This is a genomic window from Halorubrum sp. F4 (genome assembly GCF_027257195.1).
GTDB lineage: Archaea > Halobacteriota > Halobacteria > Halobacteriales > Haloferacaceae > Halorubrum.
Window position 1 is genome coordinate 225,891 of the sequence record NZ_JAPDFS010000004.1, and the last position, 18,014, is coordinate 243,904.

15 protein-coding genes are annotated in these 18,014 nt (G+C 69.1%); 12 read left to right on the top strand and 3 right to left on the bottom strand.

The window, feature by feature from the left end:
* Window positions 1-48 precede the first annotated feature (48 nt).
* The 7 genes from OKW78_RS12115 (at window position 49) to yciH (ending at window position 8,149) form a co-directional block, all read left to right on the top strand.
* Window positions 49-870 (top strand): NAD(+)/NADH kinase, encoded by an 822-nt coding sequence (locus tag OKW78_RS12115; protein WP_281195524.1) that lies wholly within the window; start codon window positions 49-51, stop codon window positions 868-870.
* Window positions 871-924: 54 nt separating this feature from the next.
* Window positions 925-1,467 carry a hypothetical protein gene (locus OKW78_RS12120; RefSeq protein ID WP_281195414.1) on the top strand — a complete coding sequence of 181 codons (543 nt, stop codon included), beginning with the start codon at window positions 925-927 and terminating at the stop codon, window positions 1,465-1,467.
* A gap of 246 nt (window positions 1,468-1,713) precedes the next feature.
* On the top strand, window positions 1,714-3,042 hold the full coding sequence (locus tag OKW78_RS12125; protein WP_281195416.1) for a dihydroorotase: 1,329 nt from the start codon (window positions 1,714-1,716) through the stop codon (window positions 3,040-3,042).
* A 174-nt stretch (window positions 3,043-3,216) separates the two neighbouring features.
* Window positions 3,217-4,290: a MoxR family ATPase gene (locus tag OKW78_RS12130; protein ID WP_281195417.1), complete on the top strand. Its 1,074-nt coding sequence runs from the start codon at window positions 3,217-3,219 to the stop codon at window positions 4,288-4,290.
* 4 nt (window positions 4,291-4,294) lie between these two features.
* Window positions 4,295-5,467, top strand: coding sequence for a DUF58 domain-containing protein (locus OKW78_RS12135; RefSeq protein WP_281195418.1), 1,173 nt, complete (start codon window positions 4,295-4,297; stop codon window positions 5,465-5,467).
* Window positions 5,464-7,725 (top strand): transglutaminase domain-containing protein, encoded by a 2,262-nt coding sequence (locus OKW78_RS12140; protein ID WP_281195419.1) that lies wholly within the window; start codon window positions 5,464-5,466, stop codon window positions 7,723-7,725. The genes OKW78_RS12135 and OKW78_RS12140 overlap by 4 nt, the downstream gene beginning before the upstream one ends.
* A gap of 130 nt (window positions 7,726-7,855) precedes the next feature.
* Entirely contained in the window at window positions 7,856-8,149 is a 294-nt protein-coding gene (yciH, locus tag OKW78_RS12145; protein WP_004046732.1) for a stress response translation initiation inhibitor YciH, read from the top strand.
* A gap of 113 nt (window positions 8,150-8,262) precedes the next feature.
* On the opposite strand, the gene OKW78_RS12150 is transcribed toward yciH, so the two are convergent.
* Window positions 8,263-9,096, bottom strand: a complete 834-nt coding sequence (locus tag OKW78_RS12150; protein ID WP_281195420.1) for a geranylgeranylglycerol-phosphate geranylgeranyltransferase — start codon at window positions 9,094-9,096, stop codon at window positions 8,263-8,265.
* Between the two features lie 207 nt (window positions 9,097-9,303).
* On the opposite strand from OKW78_RS12150, the gene OKW78_RS12155 reads away from it, so the two are divergent.
* Entirely contained in the window at window positions 9,304-10,341 is a 1,038-nt protein-coding gene (locus tag OKW78_RS12155; protein ID WP_369335037.1) for a hypothetical protein, read from the top strand.
* Window positions 10,342-10,950: 609 nt separating this feature from the next.
* Here OKW78_RS12155 and nirK read toward each other — a convergent pair.
* Together nirK and OKW78_RS12165 are read right to left on the bottom strand one after the other, a co-directional pair.
* On the bottom strand, window positions 10,951-12,015 hold the full coding sequence (gene nirK, locus OKW78_RS12160; protein WP_281195421.1) for a copper-containing nitrite reductase: 1,065 nt from the start codon (window positions 12,013-12,015) through the stop codon (window positions 10,951-10,953).
* A gap of 219 nt (window positions 12,016-12,234) precedes the next feature.
* Window positions 12,235-12,717, bottom strand: a complete 483-nt coding sequence (locus OKW78_RS12165) for a metal-dependent transcriptional regulator (protein ID WP_281195422.1) — start codon at window positions 12,715-12,717, stop codon at window positions 12,235-12,237.
* Window positions 12,718-12,960: 243 nt separating this feature from the next.
* Between OKW78_RS12165 and OKW78_RS12170 the strand changes: the two genes are divergently transcribed.
* From OKW78_RS12170 to OKW78_RS12185, 4 genes are all read left to right on the top strand, one after another.
* The gene (locus OKW78_RS12170; RefSeq protein ID WP_281195423.1) at window positions 12,961-14,325 is read left to right on the top strand and encodes a heme o synthase; all 1,365 of its coding nucleotides are present in this window, start codon (window positions 12,961-12,963) and stop codon (window positions 14,323-14,325) included.
* Window positions 14,326-14,559: 234 nt separating this feature from the next.
* Complete coding sequence (locus OKW78_RS12175) at window positions 14,560-15,102, top strand: hypothetical protein (protein ID WP_281195424.1); 543 nt, start codon at window positions 14,560-14,562, stop codon at window positions 15,100-15,102.
* A gap of 1 nt (window position 15,103) precedes the next feature.
* Window positions 15,104-16,828, top strand: coding sequence for a cbb3-type cytochrome c oxidase subunit I (locus OKW78_RS12180; RefSeq protein ID WP_281195425.1), 1,725 nt, complete (start codon window positions 15,104-15,106; stop codon window positions 16,826-16,828).
* Between the two features lie 108 nt (window positions 16,829-16,936).
* Window positions 16,937-17,626 carry a hypothetical protein gene (locus tag OKW78_RS12185; RefSeq protein WP_281195426.1) on the top strand — a complete coding sequence of 230 codons (690 nt, stop codon included), beginning with the start codon at window positions 16,937-16,939 and terminating at the stop codon, window positions 17,624-17,626.
* Window positions 17,627-18,014: the final 388 nt, after the last annotated feature.

Here is an 18,014-nt window from a genome sequence, read left to right on the forward strand (position 1 = left end):
GGCGACGAGGTCCACACGCTTTTACTCGGGGCGGCGAAACCCGCGAGCATGGAAGTCGGGATCGTGGCGCGAAAGGGGAATCCGGAGGCCGCGTCGGTCGCAGCCGGGATACGCGACGCCGTTCGGAACCACGGGGAGGACGTCTGGGTCGACGAGGAGACCGCGAACCATCTGGACGCCAGGGGACGCTCCGTCGACGCGCTCGCCGACTGCGATCTGGCGGTCGCGGTCGGCGGCGACGGGACGTTCCTGTTCGTCGCGCGCAACGCGGGCGACACCCCGGTACTCGGGGTCAACCTCGGCGAGGTCGGGTTCCTCAATGCCGTCCCGCCCGAGACCGCCGAGGAGGCGGTGCTGGCGGCGGTCGACGGGTTCCGAGAGGGGGCGATGGCCGTCCGGGAGGTCCCCAGACTCGCCGCCCGGACCGACGAGTGGGAGTCCGTCCCCGCGGCCAACGAGGTGGTCGTGCAGGGCGGTCGGCGCGGACCCGGAGGCGGCGTCGATTACGAGCTACGCGTGGACGGTTCGCCGTACGCCAGCGGGCACGCCGACGGCGTCCTCGTGGCGACGCCGACCGGCTCCACCGCGTACAACCTCTCCGAGGGAGGGCCGCTCGTCCACCCGGACGTCGCCGGCCTGATCGTCAACGAGATGGCTCCCGAGGAGGGAATGCCCCCGCTCGTGGTCGACGTCGACGCGACGATCTCGGTGACGGTTTCGGACCCCGACGGCGCCGTCGTCGTCAGCGACGGCCGAAACGCCCGAGACCACGACGGCCCGGTCGAGGTGACCGTCGAACGGACCTCGCCGCCGATGCGGATCGCGGGCCCGGAGTCCGACTTCTTCGAGGCGTTGAAGAAGCTGTCCTGAGGTCCGACGGTCGACGCGCAACGTTCAACCCGCCGCCGATCCGATCCGCGAGAGATGGAGGTCCCACTCGGACTCGCACCGTTCGCCGACCAGTCCCCCCGCGACCACGCGCTCGTTCTCGCGGCCGGGGCGCTCGCGTGTCTCGTCGGCTACGTCGGCTCCGCGGTGCTGTTCTTCGAGTTCGGCGCGCTCGATCACGGTGGACCGGCGGCTCCTCGGCAAGTCGCGTCCGTCTTCGCGTCGCTCGCCTGTTGGGGCGTGTACGCCGCCGCGTTCGTACGCGGGAGGGGCGGCCCGGTGACGGACGTGCTCGCGTATCCGATCGCGACGGTGGCGATCGTCCCGTTCACGACCCGGTGGGTCGCCTTCGGTCCGGCGTGGACGACGCTTCGGGACCGGCTCGGGTCTTTCCTCTTCCGTCCGGACCTCCTCGTCAACGCGGTCGCCCTCGTCGTCCCCGGCGTCGCGTTCTGTGGGTGCCTGCTCACCCTCTGGGCGAGCCGGCTCGACGAAACGGAGGTTCGAGAATGGCAGCAACGGACCCTCTCCGCGGAGTTCCGCGAGGCCTTCGTCGAGAGGACCGATCTCGAGGAGTGATGGCTCGAGGATGACGGCTCGGAGCGACGATTCGATCAGTATCCACCGGGAGGCGCGAGCGCGACGGCGGGGGAGGGAGGGTCATGGCGGTGACGACGGGGGAGGGAAGGCCATGGCGAAACGGAGTGCACGTACCAAAACCGGGTTTCGACCGAACGAATCCTCGTTTTTTCGACCGAACGAGTCATCGTTTCGTGGTCGGACGGGACCACTACGATTTAACCGGCGCGCCGCGAGCGCGTAGGCATGCTCATCACGGGTGCGGAACTGGCCGACGGACGGGTCCGGGACGTTCGGGCTCGGGACGGAACGATCGTCGCGGTCGGGAAGGGTCTCGATCCGACCGCCGGGGAGCGCGTCGTCGACGGCCGCGGGAGACACTTGCTTCCCGGCGCGATCGACGTCCACGTCCACTTCCGGGAGCCGGGCGGAAGCCACAAGGAGACGTGGGAGACCGGCTCGAGGAGCGCGGCCGCGGGCGGAGTGACCACCGTGGTCGACCAGCCGAACACCTCGCCGCCGACCGTCGACGGCGACGCCTTCGACGGGAAGGCCGACCTCGCGGCCGCCTCGCACGTCGACTACGGGATCAACGGCGGCGTCGTCCCCGAGTGGGACCCGGACGCGCTGTTCGACCGACCGCTTCTCGCGCTCGGCGAGGTGTTCCTCGCGGACTCCACCGGCGAGATGGGGATCGACGCCGACCTGTTCGCCGAGGCGGTCGAGGCGGCCGCGGCCCGCGACGTGCCGGTGACGGTTCACGCCGAGGACGCGACCCTGTTCGACGAGTCGGCGCTCTCGGGCGACCTCGGTGGAGCCGGGACCGCCGCGAACGCGGACGCGTGGTCGGCCTACCGCACCGCCGAGGCGGAGGCGGCGGCGGTCGAGCGTGCCCTGGAAGTCGGCGACGACGCCGGCGGACGGCTCCATATCGCGCACACCTCGACGCCGGAGGGGATCGATGCGGTCGCCGAGGCGGCCGACGCGGGCGCGGACGCCACCTGCGAGGTCACTCCGCACCACCTCTTCCTGTCGCGGGAGAACGCCGGGCGACTCGGCACGTTCGGGCGGATGAACCCGCCGCTCCGGTCGGAGGAGCGGCGGGCCGGCGTCTTCGAGCGGCTTCGCGACGGCGACGTCGACGTGGTCGCCACCGACCACGCGCCCCACACGGTCGACGAGAAGCGAACCGGGCTCGCGGACGCGCCGAGCGGGGTTCCGGGCGTCGAGACGATGTACCCGTTGCTCCTGGAGTCGGTCCGGACCGGCGAGCTGTCGCTCGAGCGCGTCCGCGACGTGATCGCCGCCAATCCGGCCTCGATATTCGGCCTCGATCGGAAGGGCCGGATCGCGGAGGGGGCCGACGCCGACTTCGTCCTCGTCGACCTCACGAGCCCGCGGGAGATCGAGGCGGGCGCGCTTCACTCGAAGTGCGGCTGGACGCCGTTCGAGGGCTCCCGCGGAGTGTTCCCCGAACTGACCGTCGTTCGCGGCGAGCCGGTGTACGAACGCGACCCCGTTACCGGCGCGGAGGAGTTCGGCGACCCGATGGGGCGGAACGTCCGGGAACGGTAGCGTGGGCCGCGCGGAACGGTGGCGGGAACCGAAACCATCGGACCTCCGCGGCGGAACGCCTATGCCGTTCCTGGCCATAGGATCGTCTACGAGACATATCATGCGTCGTGTTCACACGGAGCGATACGGTCGGTGCTCGACGGTCACCGCGACCCCGGAGGGGTCCGAACGCCGATGAACGACTCGGCGGATCGAACCGAGACGGGACCGGTCGATCGGACCGACGGCAGCGGCTCCACCGAACGGACCGACGGCAGCGGCTCCACCGATCCGGCGGGATCGATCGAGGCGACGACGCGGGAGAACGCCCTCGCCGACCGTCCGGCGCTGGACGTCGACGCCGCGGCCGACCTGGTGGACCGGCTCGTCGAGAACGTCGAGTCGGTGATCGTCGGGAAACGCGACGCAGTCGAGCACGTCCTCGTCACGGTGCTCGCACGCGGACACCTGCTCGTCGAGGACGTCCCCGGCGTCGGCAAGACCACGCTCGCGAAGGCGGTCTCCCGCTCCGTCGACGCCTCGTTCAAACGGGTCCAGTTCACGCCGGACCTCCTCCCGTCGGACGTCACCGGCGTGAACGTGTTCAACCAGCGGACCGACGAGTTCGACTTCCGGCCCGGTCCGGTGTTCGCGAACTTCGTGCTCGGCGACGAGATCAACCGTGCCCCGCCGAAGACGCAGTCGGCGCTGCTCGAGGCGATGGAGGAACGACAGGTGACGACGGACGGCGTCACCCGGACGCTCCCGGACCCGTTCTGTGTGATCGCGACGCAGAACGACGTGGAGCCCGGCCGGACCTACGAACTCCCGGTCGCGGAGATCGACCGCTTCACGAAGAAGATCCGGCTCGGCTACCCGGACGTCGAGGCCGAGGCGGTGATCCTCGACCGAACCGTCGGCGACCATCCCATCGAGTCGGTCGAGCCCGTCGCGACCCTCGAGGACGTCCGTCGGGCCCGCGCGACCGTCGCCGACGTCGAGGTCAGAGAGCCCGTTCGGACCTACGTCGCCCGATTGGCCGAACACACGCGTCGGAACGCGGCGCTCGGCGTCAGTCCGCGGGGGAGTCTCGCGCTGTTGCGAACCGCACAGGTGCGCGCCGTCCTCGACGGTCGCGGCTACGTGATCCCTGACGACGTCCAGACCGAGGCTCCGACGGTGCTCTCCCACCGGATCCGAACGGACGCCGGCGCGGCTGACGGAGCGGACGTCGTCGCGGAGGCGCTCGACCGCGTCCCGGTGGAGTGAGCGCATGTCCTCCGCCTCGCTCACCCGCCGCGGCCGGGTCGTCCTCGCGATCTGTATCGCCGGCGCGGTCATGGCCGTCGCGGCCGGGGGGCGATCGCTCAACGCCGTCGTCCTCCCGGGTACCGTCGCGCTCGCCGCGGGCTACGTTCAGATGTCTCGGTTGACACCGCCGGGATCCCGGCGGTCGGGCCTCGAGGAGGGATTCGTCGGCGAGGAGCGTGAGGTACGGATCGATTTCGACGGAGGGACGCCGGGCACGCCCGTCGATCGGCCGTTCGTCGCGAACGTCCGGGACCGGCTCGATGACGGGTTGGGCGGCGTGTTCGACTCGGACGAGGCGGTCCGGACCGCCGTGGGCGAGGAGCCCGCGAGGTACCGCCTCCGCCTTCTCGAACGGGGCGATCGGCGGCTCGGACCGATCGAGCTGTCGGCGACGGACGTGCTCGGGCTCTTCGAGCGTCGACTGGTCGTCGACGATCGCGATCGGATCGTCGTCTACCCGGCGATCCACGCGATCCCCGCGTGGTTCAGACGCGGGCTGTACGCCGACGAGACGCTCGGCACCAGCCGCCAGCGCGAGGAGTTCGACCGGCTTCGCGAGTACGCGCGCGGCGACTCGCTCCGGGACGTCCACTGGCCGGCGACGGCGAAACACGACGAGATCGTCGTCAAGGAGTTCGCCGCCGAGACCGACCATCGGCGCGTGTCGATCGCGGGCGGGACGCGCTACTCGGCGGACGCCGACGCGGCGGACGTGCTCGCGAGCGCGACCGCGAGCCTCGCGTGCTCGCTCCTCGACGACGGCGTGCCGGTCGACGTGTGGCTCCCGGCCGGCGAGGTCACGGTCGAACCCGGTCCTCGCGGGCGCCGTGAGCTCCTCGAGCTCGCCGCGCGCACCGGACCGGGCTCGATCGACGACGGCGACGAGGCCGACGTCCGGATCGTCGCCGAGCGCGACGACGCGCGGATCCGGACCGAGGACCGAAACGTCCGGTTCTCGGAGATGAAGGCGGCGGCTCGCTCCCCGACTCGTGGCGGATCCGCGGTCGGCCGGGATGAATCCGGACGGGACGAGGTCGGACGGACCGAGGACGGAGACGGTCCGACCGCGGCGGTCAGCGACGGCGGTCACGAGACGAACCCGCACAGCGCGAGCTCGGAGGGGCCCGGTCGATGACGGACCGCTCGGCCGCCGGATCGACGGGGACGCCCCGCGGCATCGGGCCGTTCGGCGCGGTTCCCGCCGGCCTCTCGGAGCCCGCCGCTCTCGGGGTCGTCCTCGCGTTTCTCGCGTACTTGAGCGCCTTCGCCTCGATCACGAACGTGGTCGGGGGGACGACGAGGCTGGTGGCGGTCGTCGCGGTCGCGGCCGTCTGTGGGGCGGCGCTCGCGCGGCTCGTCGCCCCGCGGACCGCGATCCGATTGACCGCGGGGCTCCTTCTCGTCGGCCTGTTCGGGTACTACCTCGCGATCCCCGGGAGCCGGGTCGCGCTCGGATCGCTCGTGACCGTCGCGCTCGACGTCGTCTCGCTCCTGACCGGGCTCTCCGTGCTCCGGCTCGTGTTGGTCGACGTGTGGGTTCTCGTGGTCGTTCCCGTTCCGACGTTCCTCGTGGCGTACCTCGCGGGACGGGGACGTCACGTCACTGCCGCCACGGTGGCGGGCGGGACGCTCGGCTTCCTCGTGCTCACCGGAGACGCCGGTGACGCGACCACGCTGGCCGGCGTGATCGGCGTCGCGGTCGCGGTCGGGCTCTCGACCGTGTCGGTTCCCGGCGGGTTTCGGAGCCACGGCGGAACCCTCGCCGCGGTGCTCGCGGTGATGGTGCTCGCGAGCGCGACGGTGACCGTGGTGCCGGCGGGCGCGGCCCAGCCCTGGGCGGTCGACCGCGGCGCGCCCGGGATCGAGTCCACGGTCGTCGGCGACGACGAACTCGAGATCGTGGGGACGACCAGACTCTCCCCCGAGGTGCGGTTCACGATGGAGAGTTCGGTCGAGCGGAACTGGCACGTCGGGTCCTACGACACCTACACCGGCGACGGGTGGGTTCGTTCGGGCGAGGAGCGTCCGCTCGACGGCTCCCTCTCGGGCCCTCCCGGCGAGACGACGGCCGTCGAGTCGACGTTCACGGCCGAGACGGAGCTCGAGACGCTTCCGGCGCCGTGGCAGGCCGTCGGGGTCGGCGGCGTCGTCGGGGGGGCGGCACAGGTCGACGAACGCGGGACGATCCACCCGAGCTCGCCAGTTCTGCCGGGCGATCAGGTCGCCATGGAGAGCCGCGTCCTCGACGCCTCGCCGTCGGAGCTCCGGAACGCGAGCACCGACTACGACCCGGCGATCGAGGAGCGGTACACCCAGCTTCCCGAGAGCACGCCCGACCGCGTCGGGGAACGGACCGCGGAGATACTCGCGGAGGCGGACGCCGAGAACCCCTACGACGGGGCGGCGGCGATCGAGTCGCACCTGATCGAGGAGTACGACTACTCGCTGACGATAGAGCGGCCCGACGGCGACATCGCCGACGCGTTCCTCTTCGAGATGACGGCCGGCTACTGTACGTACTTCGCGACCACCATGGTCGCGATGTTGCGCTCGCAGGGGGTTCCGGCACGGCTCGCGACCGGCTACTCCAGCGGCCAGCAGGTGAGCGGCGACGAGTACGTCGTCCGGGGACAGGACGCACACGCCTGGGTGATGGTGTACTTCCCCGAACACGGCTGGGTCGAGTTCGACCCGACTCCGAGCGCCGAACGCGACCTGGCTCGCGACATCCGGCTGGCGGAGGCGCGCTCGGACGGGGCCGAGAACGTCGACACGGAGCAGTCCGGGTTCGAGATCAATCCGGGCATCCAGGAGGAGCCGAACGAGCTTCCGGAACCCGACGAGACGAACGGAACCGAATCCGATTCGAACGGGTCGGACACGGAGGTGAACGGCTCGGACTCGACCGTGAACGACTCGGTACCCGAGGAGCTCCGACCGGACGGTCCGTCGACGGCGACCGGGTCCGACGGGGACGGACCGTCGCTCCCCTCGCGGGAGATTCTCGGGTACTGGCTGTTCGTCGTCGTCGTCGCGACCGCGGGCGCACGCCACGTCGGCGTGACGGACCGGGCGTACCACGCGGCGCGTCTCCGGCTGCCGAGCCGCTCCCGGACGCCACGCGCCGACGCGGAGCGTGCGTTCGAGGACCTGGAACGGATCCTCTCCCGGCGGTACCGCGCGCGACGTGCGGGCGAGACGCCGCGGGCGTACCTCGACGGGCTCCGGGCGCGGGGCGTCGACGACCGGGTCCACGCGGTCGGGGAGGTCTACGAGCGGGCGGCGTACGCGGGCGACGTGACCCCCGAGGAGGCCGACGAGGCGAGACGGACCGTGCGGCGGCTCGCGCTGGAGTCCACGCCCCTCGTCGGCCGACTGTTCGATCGGGAATGACCCGGCCGATCGGGCCGACGTGGTCCGCCCGTCCGGACGGTCCTCCCGCCGGAACCGCCCGCGATCCGGTCGGACCGGGGAGGGGCTGCCGACACTATTTAATACGGGCACCCTGTAGTCTCGAACTGTAATGTCGGAAGTCTGCTCGACGTGCGGGCTGCCCCAGGAACTCTGCGTCTGCGAGGACGTCGCGAAGGAGTCCCAGCAGATCAGCATCCGCATCGACGAGCGCAGGTACGGTAAGGAGGTAACGGTCATCGAAGGGTTCGACCCGAAGGACGTGGACATGAGTTCGCTGTCCTCGGACCTGAAATCGAAGTTCGCCTGCGGCGGCACCGTCGAGGACGGCGCCATCGAGCTCCAAGGCAACCACTCGGGTCGCGTGGAGGACTTCCTCCGCGATAAGGGATTCAACGTCGCGTGACCGTCACCTGACCGCCCGTCGTCGAGCGCGTACCTCGTCGTTCTTCAAGACTCGCGAGCCGTGCGGCCGTCCGGTGGATCACGTCGCACGCCTCCCGGCGAACCGGCGCGTCCTCACACGACCAGGACGAGCCGCCCGACGACGAACGCGGCCGCCGCGAGGAACGTCCCGTACTTGAAGTGTCCCTGCGCAGCGGCCGGGTCGGCGAAGGACTCGTACGCCGCGTACAGCATGGCCGCGTCCGCGACCGCGACGACGACGAGGTAGACCGCGCCGAACGTCCCTAGGAGGTACGGGAGCGGGCTGACGCCGACCGCGACCGCGAGGGTGGCGACGCCGACCCACAGCGACCGGCGCGCACCGATCGCGACGGGCAGCGTCCGGAGCCCCTCCTCGCGGTCGCCCGCGAGGTCCTCGACGTCCTTGATCACCTCGCGGGTGAACGTCGAGAGCGCCGCCAGCACGGCCAACACCAGCGGGGCGTCGAGGCTCCCGACGGCCGCTCCCCCGAAGAGGAACGTCGATCCGACGAGGTAGGAGACGAGCGCGTTCCCGAGCCCGGGAGTCCCCTTGAACACCGTCGTGTAGGTGACGAGCGCGACGAGGTTGACCGCGGCGATGGCGAGCGCCGCGAGCGGGAGGAGGGCGGCGAACCCGATCGCGAGGACGAAAAGCGCCGCCGAGAGGACGAGCGCGCCGCGCGGGGAGACGGCCCCGCGCGGGATCGGGCGGTCGGGGCGGTTGATCGCGTCGATATCGCGGTCGAAGTAGTCGTTTATCGCGTTGCCGGCGGCGACCGCGACCGCGGTGGTTGCGACCGCCAGCGCCGCCGGAACGACCGCCTCCCCGATCCCGGCGACGAACGCGCCCGTGGCCGTCAACGCTCCGGCGGCGACGCAGTTCGCCGGCCGCGCCAGCTCCAGTCCCCCGCGTAGCGTGTCTTGCAACTCGTTTCCGTCCACCGGCGCGCGGGACATAAACGACGCGGGATCGGACGGGACGACGACGCGGGATCAGTCGGAGCGACGACGCGGGATCGGCGAGGACGACGCGGGATCGACCGGATCGTCGGTGACACGGGAGCCACGCCGAAGGGTTCGATCCGCTTTCACGCCTCACTAACGTTTATGCCATGAGCCATGGAACGTGCGCACATGGCTAAAGGCCTGGACGTCGGTACGATGAACATCCTCTCGGGTCGACAGGAAGGCTCCGAGACGGTGTTCGTACAGCAGCGCAACTCGTTCGTCGAGATCGAGTACAGCGACATGGCCGAGCAGATGCTCTCCCGAAGCGAGGTCCTCCACATCCGCAAGGACGACAAGGTGTACGTCGTCGGCGACGACGCCCTCAACTTCGCGAACATCTTCAACAAGGAGACGCGCCGGCCGATGCAACACGGGATCCTCTCGAGCGACGAGTCCTCGGCGATCCCGATGATCAAGCTCATCACCGAGCAGGTGGTCGGCGAGCCGTCCCGCCCGAACGAGCGGCTGTTCTACTCCAGCCCGGCGGACCCGATCGACTCGCCGCTCACGACGCTGTACCACGAGAAGACGCTCGAGTCGATGCTCGGTGACATGGGATACGACCCCGAGCCGATCAACGAGGGGATGGCCGTCATCTACTCCGAGCTCGCCGACAACAACTTCACCGGGCTCGGGATCAGCTTCGGTGCGGGGATGACGAACGTCTGTCTCGCGTACTACGCCGTGCCCGTGATGAAGTTCTCCATCGCCCGCGGGGGCGACTGGGTCGACGAGCAGACCGCCCAGGCGACGGGGACGCCCGTCGACAAGGTCACGAGCATCAAGGAGGACGACTTCGAGCTCGACTTCCGTACGGACGTCGGCGGCGTCGAGGGCGCCCTCGCGATCTACTACGAGAACCTGCTCGACTACGTGATCGAGAACATCACCCGCGAGGTCGACGAGGAGGACGTCGAGGAGGGCCTCGACGTCCCCGTCGTCGTCACGGGCGGTACCTCGAGCCCGAACGGGTTCGAGGACCTCTTCGCCGACCACCTCTCGGACGCGAACATCCCGTTCTCGATAAGCGGGGTCCGATCGCCCGACGAGCCGATGTACAGCGTCGCGAGCGGCGCGCTGGTCGCCGCCCGCTCCGAGGAGGGCGCGGACGAGGACGCCGGGTCCGCCGAGGCGGCCGAGGCGGCTCCCGAGTCCGAGGACTGACCGAACCGGGGCGGGACGGTCCCCGTCGCCGATCCATCGCCATCCCGATCCATCACCGTCCCGATCCCCGCGAGCGGCCGGAGTCCCTCGCGCGGCAGCCACGCCGTCACGTGACGGCCATGCCGTCTTCGCTCGGCGGCAACGATCCGTATTAACACGAACAATTATGAAGGATAGGCGAATAGGGGCGAGCGTGGCATCCGTAGTACACGACTGATCCGCGATCGGAGCCCGAACCGGCGGGCACGGTTCCCTTCGGGGACGAGGATCACGAGGCGGACGGCACAGACGAGGAACTACCGACGGCGGCCGAGGCGGTCGCGCGCTCGGCCGCGACGTTCGACCCGACCGACACCCGGCGGATCCCGAACGGGACCGACGAGTGGAACGGGTACGCGGGGTCGCTCCACGTCGAGGAGTGACCCGACGACGGACCCTTTTAGACGAGCGAGCGAGTAGCGTCTGACGGCCGATGACGATCCACCGCTCCGAGCCGGACTCGGCACCCGGCGACGACGAGCCCTATGAGTACCGAGGCCATCGATCCTCGCGGTTTCATGCTTCCCGCCTGCCGCATTCGACACACGCCGACGGGTCTCGTCGGAGCGATCACGGGTCCGGATCGTAGACGTCGGGATCCGCCTCGCCGTCGACGTCGATCACGGCGAGCGCCCCGCGTCGACCCGCCCGGGAGAGGGCGTGGTCGACGAGCTTGATCGGACCGGGGACCACGAGGTCCATGTCGCCGACGGTCGCGGTACCGGGGGCGACCGGCGTCGTCTCGACGTATCGAGCCGGCGGAGACACGAGGTCGCCGTCGCGGTACAGCCGCGACCACACGTTCCCGATCGGGTGCCACGAGCTCGAGAGGTTCGGCCCGCCGTTCACGAGATACACGCGAACGGTCTCGCCGACCTCGGCGTGAAGGGTACCGCGTCGATCGTCGGTGAAGCCGTGATCCTCGCCGTTGAAGACGACGTACGTGGGGTTCTCGTCGACCATCGCGCCGTGGTCGAAGGCGTGGTGGCCCTTCTCGCCGAGGTCACCCTTCGTGTAGAGTTCGTGTTGGCCGAGGTAGAACTCGCGGTCGACCGCCGGGAGTCCCTCCTCGGGCTCGACGAGGATCGCGCCGAACATCCCCGAGCTGACGTGGTGGTCCATCGCGGGCACCGCGCAGTGGTAGGTGAACAACCCGGGGTAGGCCGCGCGGAAGCTGAGCTCCGCCGCGTCGTCGCCCGGCACGAGCGTCGTGTCGACGGCGCCGCCGCCCGGGCCGTACACCGCGTGGAAGTCCACGTTGTGGATGTCGCTGTTGTCGTCGGCCGGCACCTCGAACCGGAGGTTCACGGTGTCGCCCCGCCGCACGCGGATCATCGGCCCGGGGACCTGCCCCTCGAAGGTCATGTACTTGAACGTCACGCCGGGCTCGATCTCCGCGACCAGCTCCCTCGTGCGGAGAGTCACGTCGTGCTCGCGCGGTTCGTTCCAGTCGACCGGCGCCGGCACCGCCGTCGGGTCCGCCGCGATCCGGCCGGCGTCCACGTCGCGTGCGGGATCGAGTTCCGGGACCGCGTCCGGAGCGGCTTCGGCGGTGGACGTCGGCTCCGCGTTCACGGGCGCGCCGAGACAGCCGGCGACGGCGCCGACCGCTCCGATCCCGAGTGCTGCAACCATCTCTCGTCTGCTGAGGTCTCGTGACATGATTCGTCCCTATCTAGTCCGAGGCTTCCAAATGACATATATAGTATATACCGTTCTCCAATATCGGTTCGAAACGGTCCAAATACCCAGGAATACGGGGTATTAAATACATACACGAGAGGAGGTGTCGGGATCGGGTTGGCGGCCACGGATCCTCGTTCGCGAACGCATCGCGGCGTATCCGTTCGAGTGCTAGCACTCCGTTCCCGCGAACGGACAGCGTTCGACTCCGTTCGCTGGAGTCGCGGAGCACGCGTTCGACGTTCCGCCCGCGAGCACTCGCAGGCGCTCTATCGCCTCGTCCGGGAGAACGTACCCGATCCGGTACCCCGTTTCGAGGGACATGTCGAGTCCCGTTCGACGGCGAAAGAACGCTCGGACGGCACACTGGCGCGTTTCCAGTTCCAGCGCGATCTCTCGCCCCCGGTCGGTGAGAGTGACCCCGTCCCGTTTCTCGTATCGGAGGAGTCCGGCGGCGGCGAGTCGCTCGAACATCTCCGTCACGCTCGCCGGGGCGACGTCGAGGACCTCGCTCACCTCCCCCGTCCGGACTCGGTCGTCGTGATCGGCTCCGATCCGTCCGATAGCGACGAGATACAGCCCCTCGTTGCGATGGACACAGCCGGTGGGCCGCGTACAGCCGCAGACGTCCGCTCGCGAGTGGTCGATGGCCATCACCGTACGTTCGACGCGCTCGGGACATGAGGGTAGGTCCGAACATCTTCCCGTCCATCGGCGTCTTCACCACGCCCGTCTCCGACGGCGGCGGAGACCGGGCGGAGTGTCGAACGGGACCACGGCGTCTGTCGCCCGGTCGAGGGACACCCGCTCTCGGGACGTGAGTCACGGAAGGGCCCGGCCAACCGTGATGAACATGTTCGGGAGAAGGAACGCGGAGGGCGGGGGCGAACCCGGAGTATGGACCGACCGCGGCTCACGACGCTTCTGATCTGGTCAGTCGTGGGGACGTACCTGCTCGTCGCGCTCGGTGCGACCGCTGCCACGGACGCCGGCTCCGCGGTCGTCGCGGTTCATCACGCCTCCGCCGTGGTCGTCGGCGTCCTACTGGCCGTTACGGCTCTTCTCGCCCATCGAACGCCGGTCTCGCGCGGCGTCCGTATCGGAACGGTTGCGGTGCTGATCGCGTATCTGGCACAGGCCGGCGTCGGACTCGCGGGCCGAACCGACGTCGTTCCGTTCCACGGAGGGATCCACCTCGTGGGCGGGATCGGGGTCTTCAGCGTTCTCCTCGTGACGCTCGTGATCAGAGTGGAGACGGTCGCTGGCGTGCCGATCGACGACCGCTCGCCGAGCGGGTCGGGCGATCGCGTGACGCCGAACGCGTTCGCCGGGACTGCTCCCCCTCCAGCAACCGATGACGGTTCGATCCGATTTCGAGACCGGGTCGGGGCGTATCTCGAGTTGACCAAGCCCCGACTGATGTGGCTGTTGTGTCTGCTCGCGCTGGCGGGGACGGGACTGGCCGTCGCGGCCGGGGGCGAACTCGACGGCGTGACGGTCGTTGCGACCCTCGGCGGCGGCGTTCTCGCGATCGGTGCGGCGGGGACGTTCAATCACGTGTACGAGCGTGACCGCGATCGGAAGATGCGACGGACGGCGGATCGACCGATCGCGACCGATCGGGTCGGCGTTCGACGTGCCATCGCCTTCGCCGTCGGGCTCGTCATCGCCTCGATGGCGGTGATGGTGACGTTGGTCAACGCGCTTGCGGCCGCGCTCACGGCGGCGGCGATCGTCTATTACGCGTACGTCTACACGGTTCTGTTGAAGCCGACGACCAAGTGGAACACCGTGATCGGCGGCGGCTCCGGGGCGTTGCCAGCGCTGATCGGGTACGCCGCCGTGACCGGAACCGTCGGCCTTCCGGCGGTCCTGCTCGCGGTCGTCGTCTGCTGTTGGACGCCCGCACACTTCTACAACCTCGCGATCGCCCACCGCGAGGACTACGCGCGGGCCGAGTATCCCATGTTACCGGTCGTCGCCGGCGTGCGGACCGCACGCCAGCGGATCCTCGGCTGGCTCGGGGTCACCCTGATCGCCGCGGTCCTGTTGGGGGCCGCTACCGACCTCGGCGTCCTCTACGCGCTCACCACCACGGTGCTCGGGGCGGTGTTCGTTCGGAGCGTGATCCGACAGTACGACGCCACGGAACGGGGATCAGAGGACGAACGTGCCGCCGCCTACCGAAGCTTCCACGCCTCGAACGCCTACCTCGGGGCCGTGCTCGTGGCGATCCTCGTCGAAACGCTCGCGTTATCGTGAACGCCGGCCGCGAACATGTTCGCGCTAATCCTCACCGTGGTCGTTCGAGTATCGCGTCACGTGAGTAGACGATGAGTAGTGAAACGACACACGAAGGGGGCGATATACCCGCGATGCAACGGCTATACAACCGTATCTGGCTGTTGGCCGCGGCCGCGATGATGTTCTTTCTCGTGGCCTACGTCGGCTGGGGGTTGCTCGACCTCCTCTCCGTACCCGTGAGGTGACCGTCACATGAGTAATCCGCTCGAGGACCCCGACGACGACTGGTGGAACTCCCCGATAAATCGCCGTGAGAGCATCTGGCTGGGGCTCGCTGGCGCGTGGTCGCTCGGCATCTTCACGTGGATGGCGGGGTTCACGCAGTTCGGCGATCAGAACCCGATCGGCACGACCTACGACGTCGATCCGGACCGATATCAGGAACGCGTCGGCGAGTACAAGGAGGCCGCCGAGGAGACCGAAGACGGGCTGGTCCCGCCCGGCGACGACGTGTACGTCGGCGCGATGCGGTTCAACTGGGACGGACTCCCCGTCGTCCTCGAAGCGGGCCGCGAGTACGACGTCCACCTCGGCGCCTACGACGTCCAGCACGGCTTCTCGATCAGGCCGGAGGAGAACCTGAACAAACAGATCAACCTCCAGGTGTTCCCCGGATCCGAATGGGTGATCCCGATGACCTTCGACGAACCAGGCACCTACCACATCGTCTGTAACGAGTTCTGCGGACAGGGCCATCGAACGATGCACGGTCGCTTCACCGTGGTGGAGGGGTAGCATGTCGGCGATCGCCTCCCTGTTCCGGAACGACTACGGCGCGGACGGTTTCCGCACCTGCTCCGTGACCGGCCTCGACGTTCACCGGTCCGTGGAGAACTACGTGAAACTGTTCGGGCTGACCGCGGTCGTCGCGCTGGCCGTCGGCGGGAGCTTCGCCTTCTCCGTCGCGATGACGCGCTGGGAGTTCGTCGGCCTGCTCGATCCGGGCAGCTACTACACGCACCTGAGCATCCACGCGTGGAACCTGCTCGTCTTCTGGATGGTGTTCATGGAGATCGCCGTCCTCTACGTCGGCGGCCCGATGGTGCTCGGTCGGGCGCTGCCGCTTCGCCGGCTCGCGACCGTCGGATGGATCACGATGGTCGTCGGCGCGGTCGGCGTGAACGCGTCCATCTGGTTGGCCGAGGTACCCAACGAGGCACCGCTCCTGACGGCGTACGTCCCGCTCCCCGTCACGCCGTGGTTCTACGGAACGGCGATCGTCTTCCTGCTCGGGGCCACGATCGCGGCGATACCGTTCTTCGCGACGATCTGGTCGGAGACGCGTGACAGCCGGCGAACGCTCCCCCTCGTCGCCTTCGGCGCGTTCATCACCGGGATCATCGCCGTGGAGGCGATCCTCGGCGGGATCGCCGCGTTCGCGTACGCGCTCGCCTGGCGGGTCGACCTCATCGCCGCCGTCGATCCGGGGATCTACCGACAGCTCTACTGGATCGTCGGCCACGGGACCCAACAGATCAACCTGCTCGCGATGATCACGGTGTGGTACTTCCTGACGCACGTCGTGGGCGGCGCGGTCGTGATCTCCGAGAAGGTCTCCCGGACCGCGTTCATCCTCTACCTCTTCTTCATCAACCTCGGGGCGGCCCACCATCTGCTCGTCGATCCCGGCGTCTCCGCCGGCTGGCGGATCTGGAACACCTCCTACGCCTTCTACGGCGCGGCCTTCGCGAGCATGATCCACGCGTTCGCGATCCCGGCCGGGATCGAGGCCGGGCGTCGTCGTCGGGGGCAGGGCGGCGGGCTCTTCGGCTGGCTCACCTCCGCGCCGTGGCGGAACCCCGTCTTCGCCTCGACGATATTCAGCATCATCCTCTTCGGCTTCCTCGGCGGGATCACGGGCGTCGTGATGGGACAGATCCAGGTGAACATGACCTGGCACAACACCCTCGCGACGGTCGGGCACTTCCACGCGACCGTCGCGCTCGGGACGACGCTCGCGTTCTTCGGGCTCGTCCTCTTCGTCATCAAGACGATGTTCCGGCGGGACTTCGTCTCGGACACGCTGGCGACCGCGATCCCGTACGCCTACGGGGGCGCGATGAGCGTCGCCACGCTGATGTTGATGTACGCGGGGATCCTCTACGGCGTGCCGCGTCGGACCGCCGAGGTCGTCAGGAACATCCCCGGCTCGGAGTTCAACCTCTCGGCGGCGATCCCGATATTCATGATCTTCGGCGTCTTCGCGCTGTTAGCGATCCTGTCGGGCGTCCTGTTCGTCGGGGTTTCGGTCGGCTCGCTGCTCCTCGGCGACCGGCTCCCCGACGGCGACGACGGCGGGATGTTGCCCGAGGGCGGGCTCCACGCCGACGGCGGAGAGCCGATCCACGCGGTCGAGCTCCGCGGTACGTTCACGCTCTGCCTGGTCTTCCTCGGGGTCTTCGCCGCCGTCTACGTGTTGAACTGGTATCTGCTGACGCAACTGTGGTCGATCGGCGCGTAAGCGCCGGTCGCCCGGGCCATCGACCGATTCATCGCCAGAATATCGACCGACTCATCGACCGAATCACCGACTGAATCATCCTCCCGAACGACAGCGAGACAACCACGAATGACCGACGCTTCCCGGACCCACTCTCGGACGCGACTCGGCGGTATCGTACGCCAGGCCTGGCGTGACCTCTTGAGCGTGTACTACGCCAACACGCCCGTCTGGCGCTGGCTAAAGAGCGGCGCGCTCGTGTTTCTCGGGTTCTTCCTGTGGATGGGAGGGAACGTCCTGACGGCCTACTGGATCGATGCGACCGCGCTCCGGTACGTGATCGCCTACGGGTTCGTTCTGATCGCGTGGGGGCCGATCACCCACCTGCTCGTCGTCCCGGTCGTGATCCGACTGCGCCGAACCGCCGAGAACCCCGCCGTGCGACGGGTCGTCCGCCACGGATCGAGGATCAACTTCACGACGTTTCTCGTGATCGTCGCGGTCATGGGGACCCTCGCACCGGGCGTGATGCTGCTCGACTTCTCGTCCGGCTTCGGGGCCGACGGCGGCGACGTGACCGCGGACCTCGTCTGTGAGACGGACGGGGACCCGATCACCTGTGAGCTCGAGACCTCCGAGGGAGTCGACCACGTCGTGCTCCTCTCCGGCGGCGAGGAGATCGACCGAAGCGACGAGCCGCCGTACGCCGTGTCCGCACCGCGCGATTCGCTCTCGGAGGGGCCGTCCGGGGCACAGTTCGAGATCGAGTTGCGGGACGCGGACGGCGACACCCTCCGGCGGTTCGTCCGGACCGTCTGAGAGGTTTCAGATCGGTTCGTCGCTCCTACGAAGCCGGATCGAACGGTCGGTTTCGGAATCGTGGACTTCCGCGAGGAACGGCGACGATCGAGTACGGGAGTGGGTATATCGATACGGCGGAATGGTTGTTTATAAGTGATCGACGACGCTGCGATGAACACTTCCAAAGCCCCAGCCGTGAGGACGGCGCACGCTCGCTGCGCTCCTCGGTCGCTCGTTTCACTCGCTCTCTGCGGTGCTTGTGTCGCCTGCGCCGTCCTCACGCCTGCCCCTTTGAATCCCACCCCGACCGCACGGCACCGCACCTCACGCCTCCCCAGCCTCGTCGCGGGCGGCTGCCGCCGCCAGCGACTCCCTCGCACCGGCGGTTCGCGGCCCGTTGGGCCGC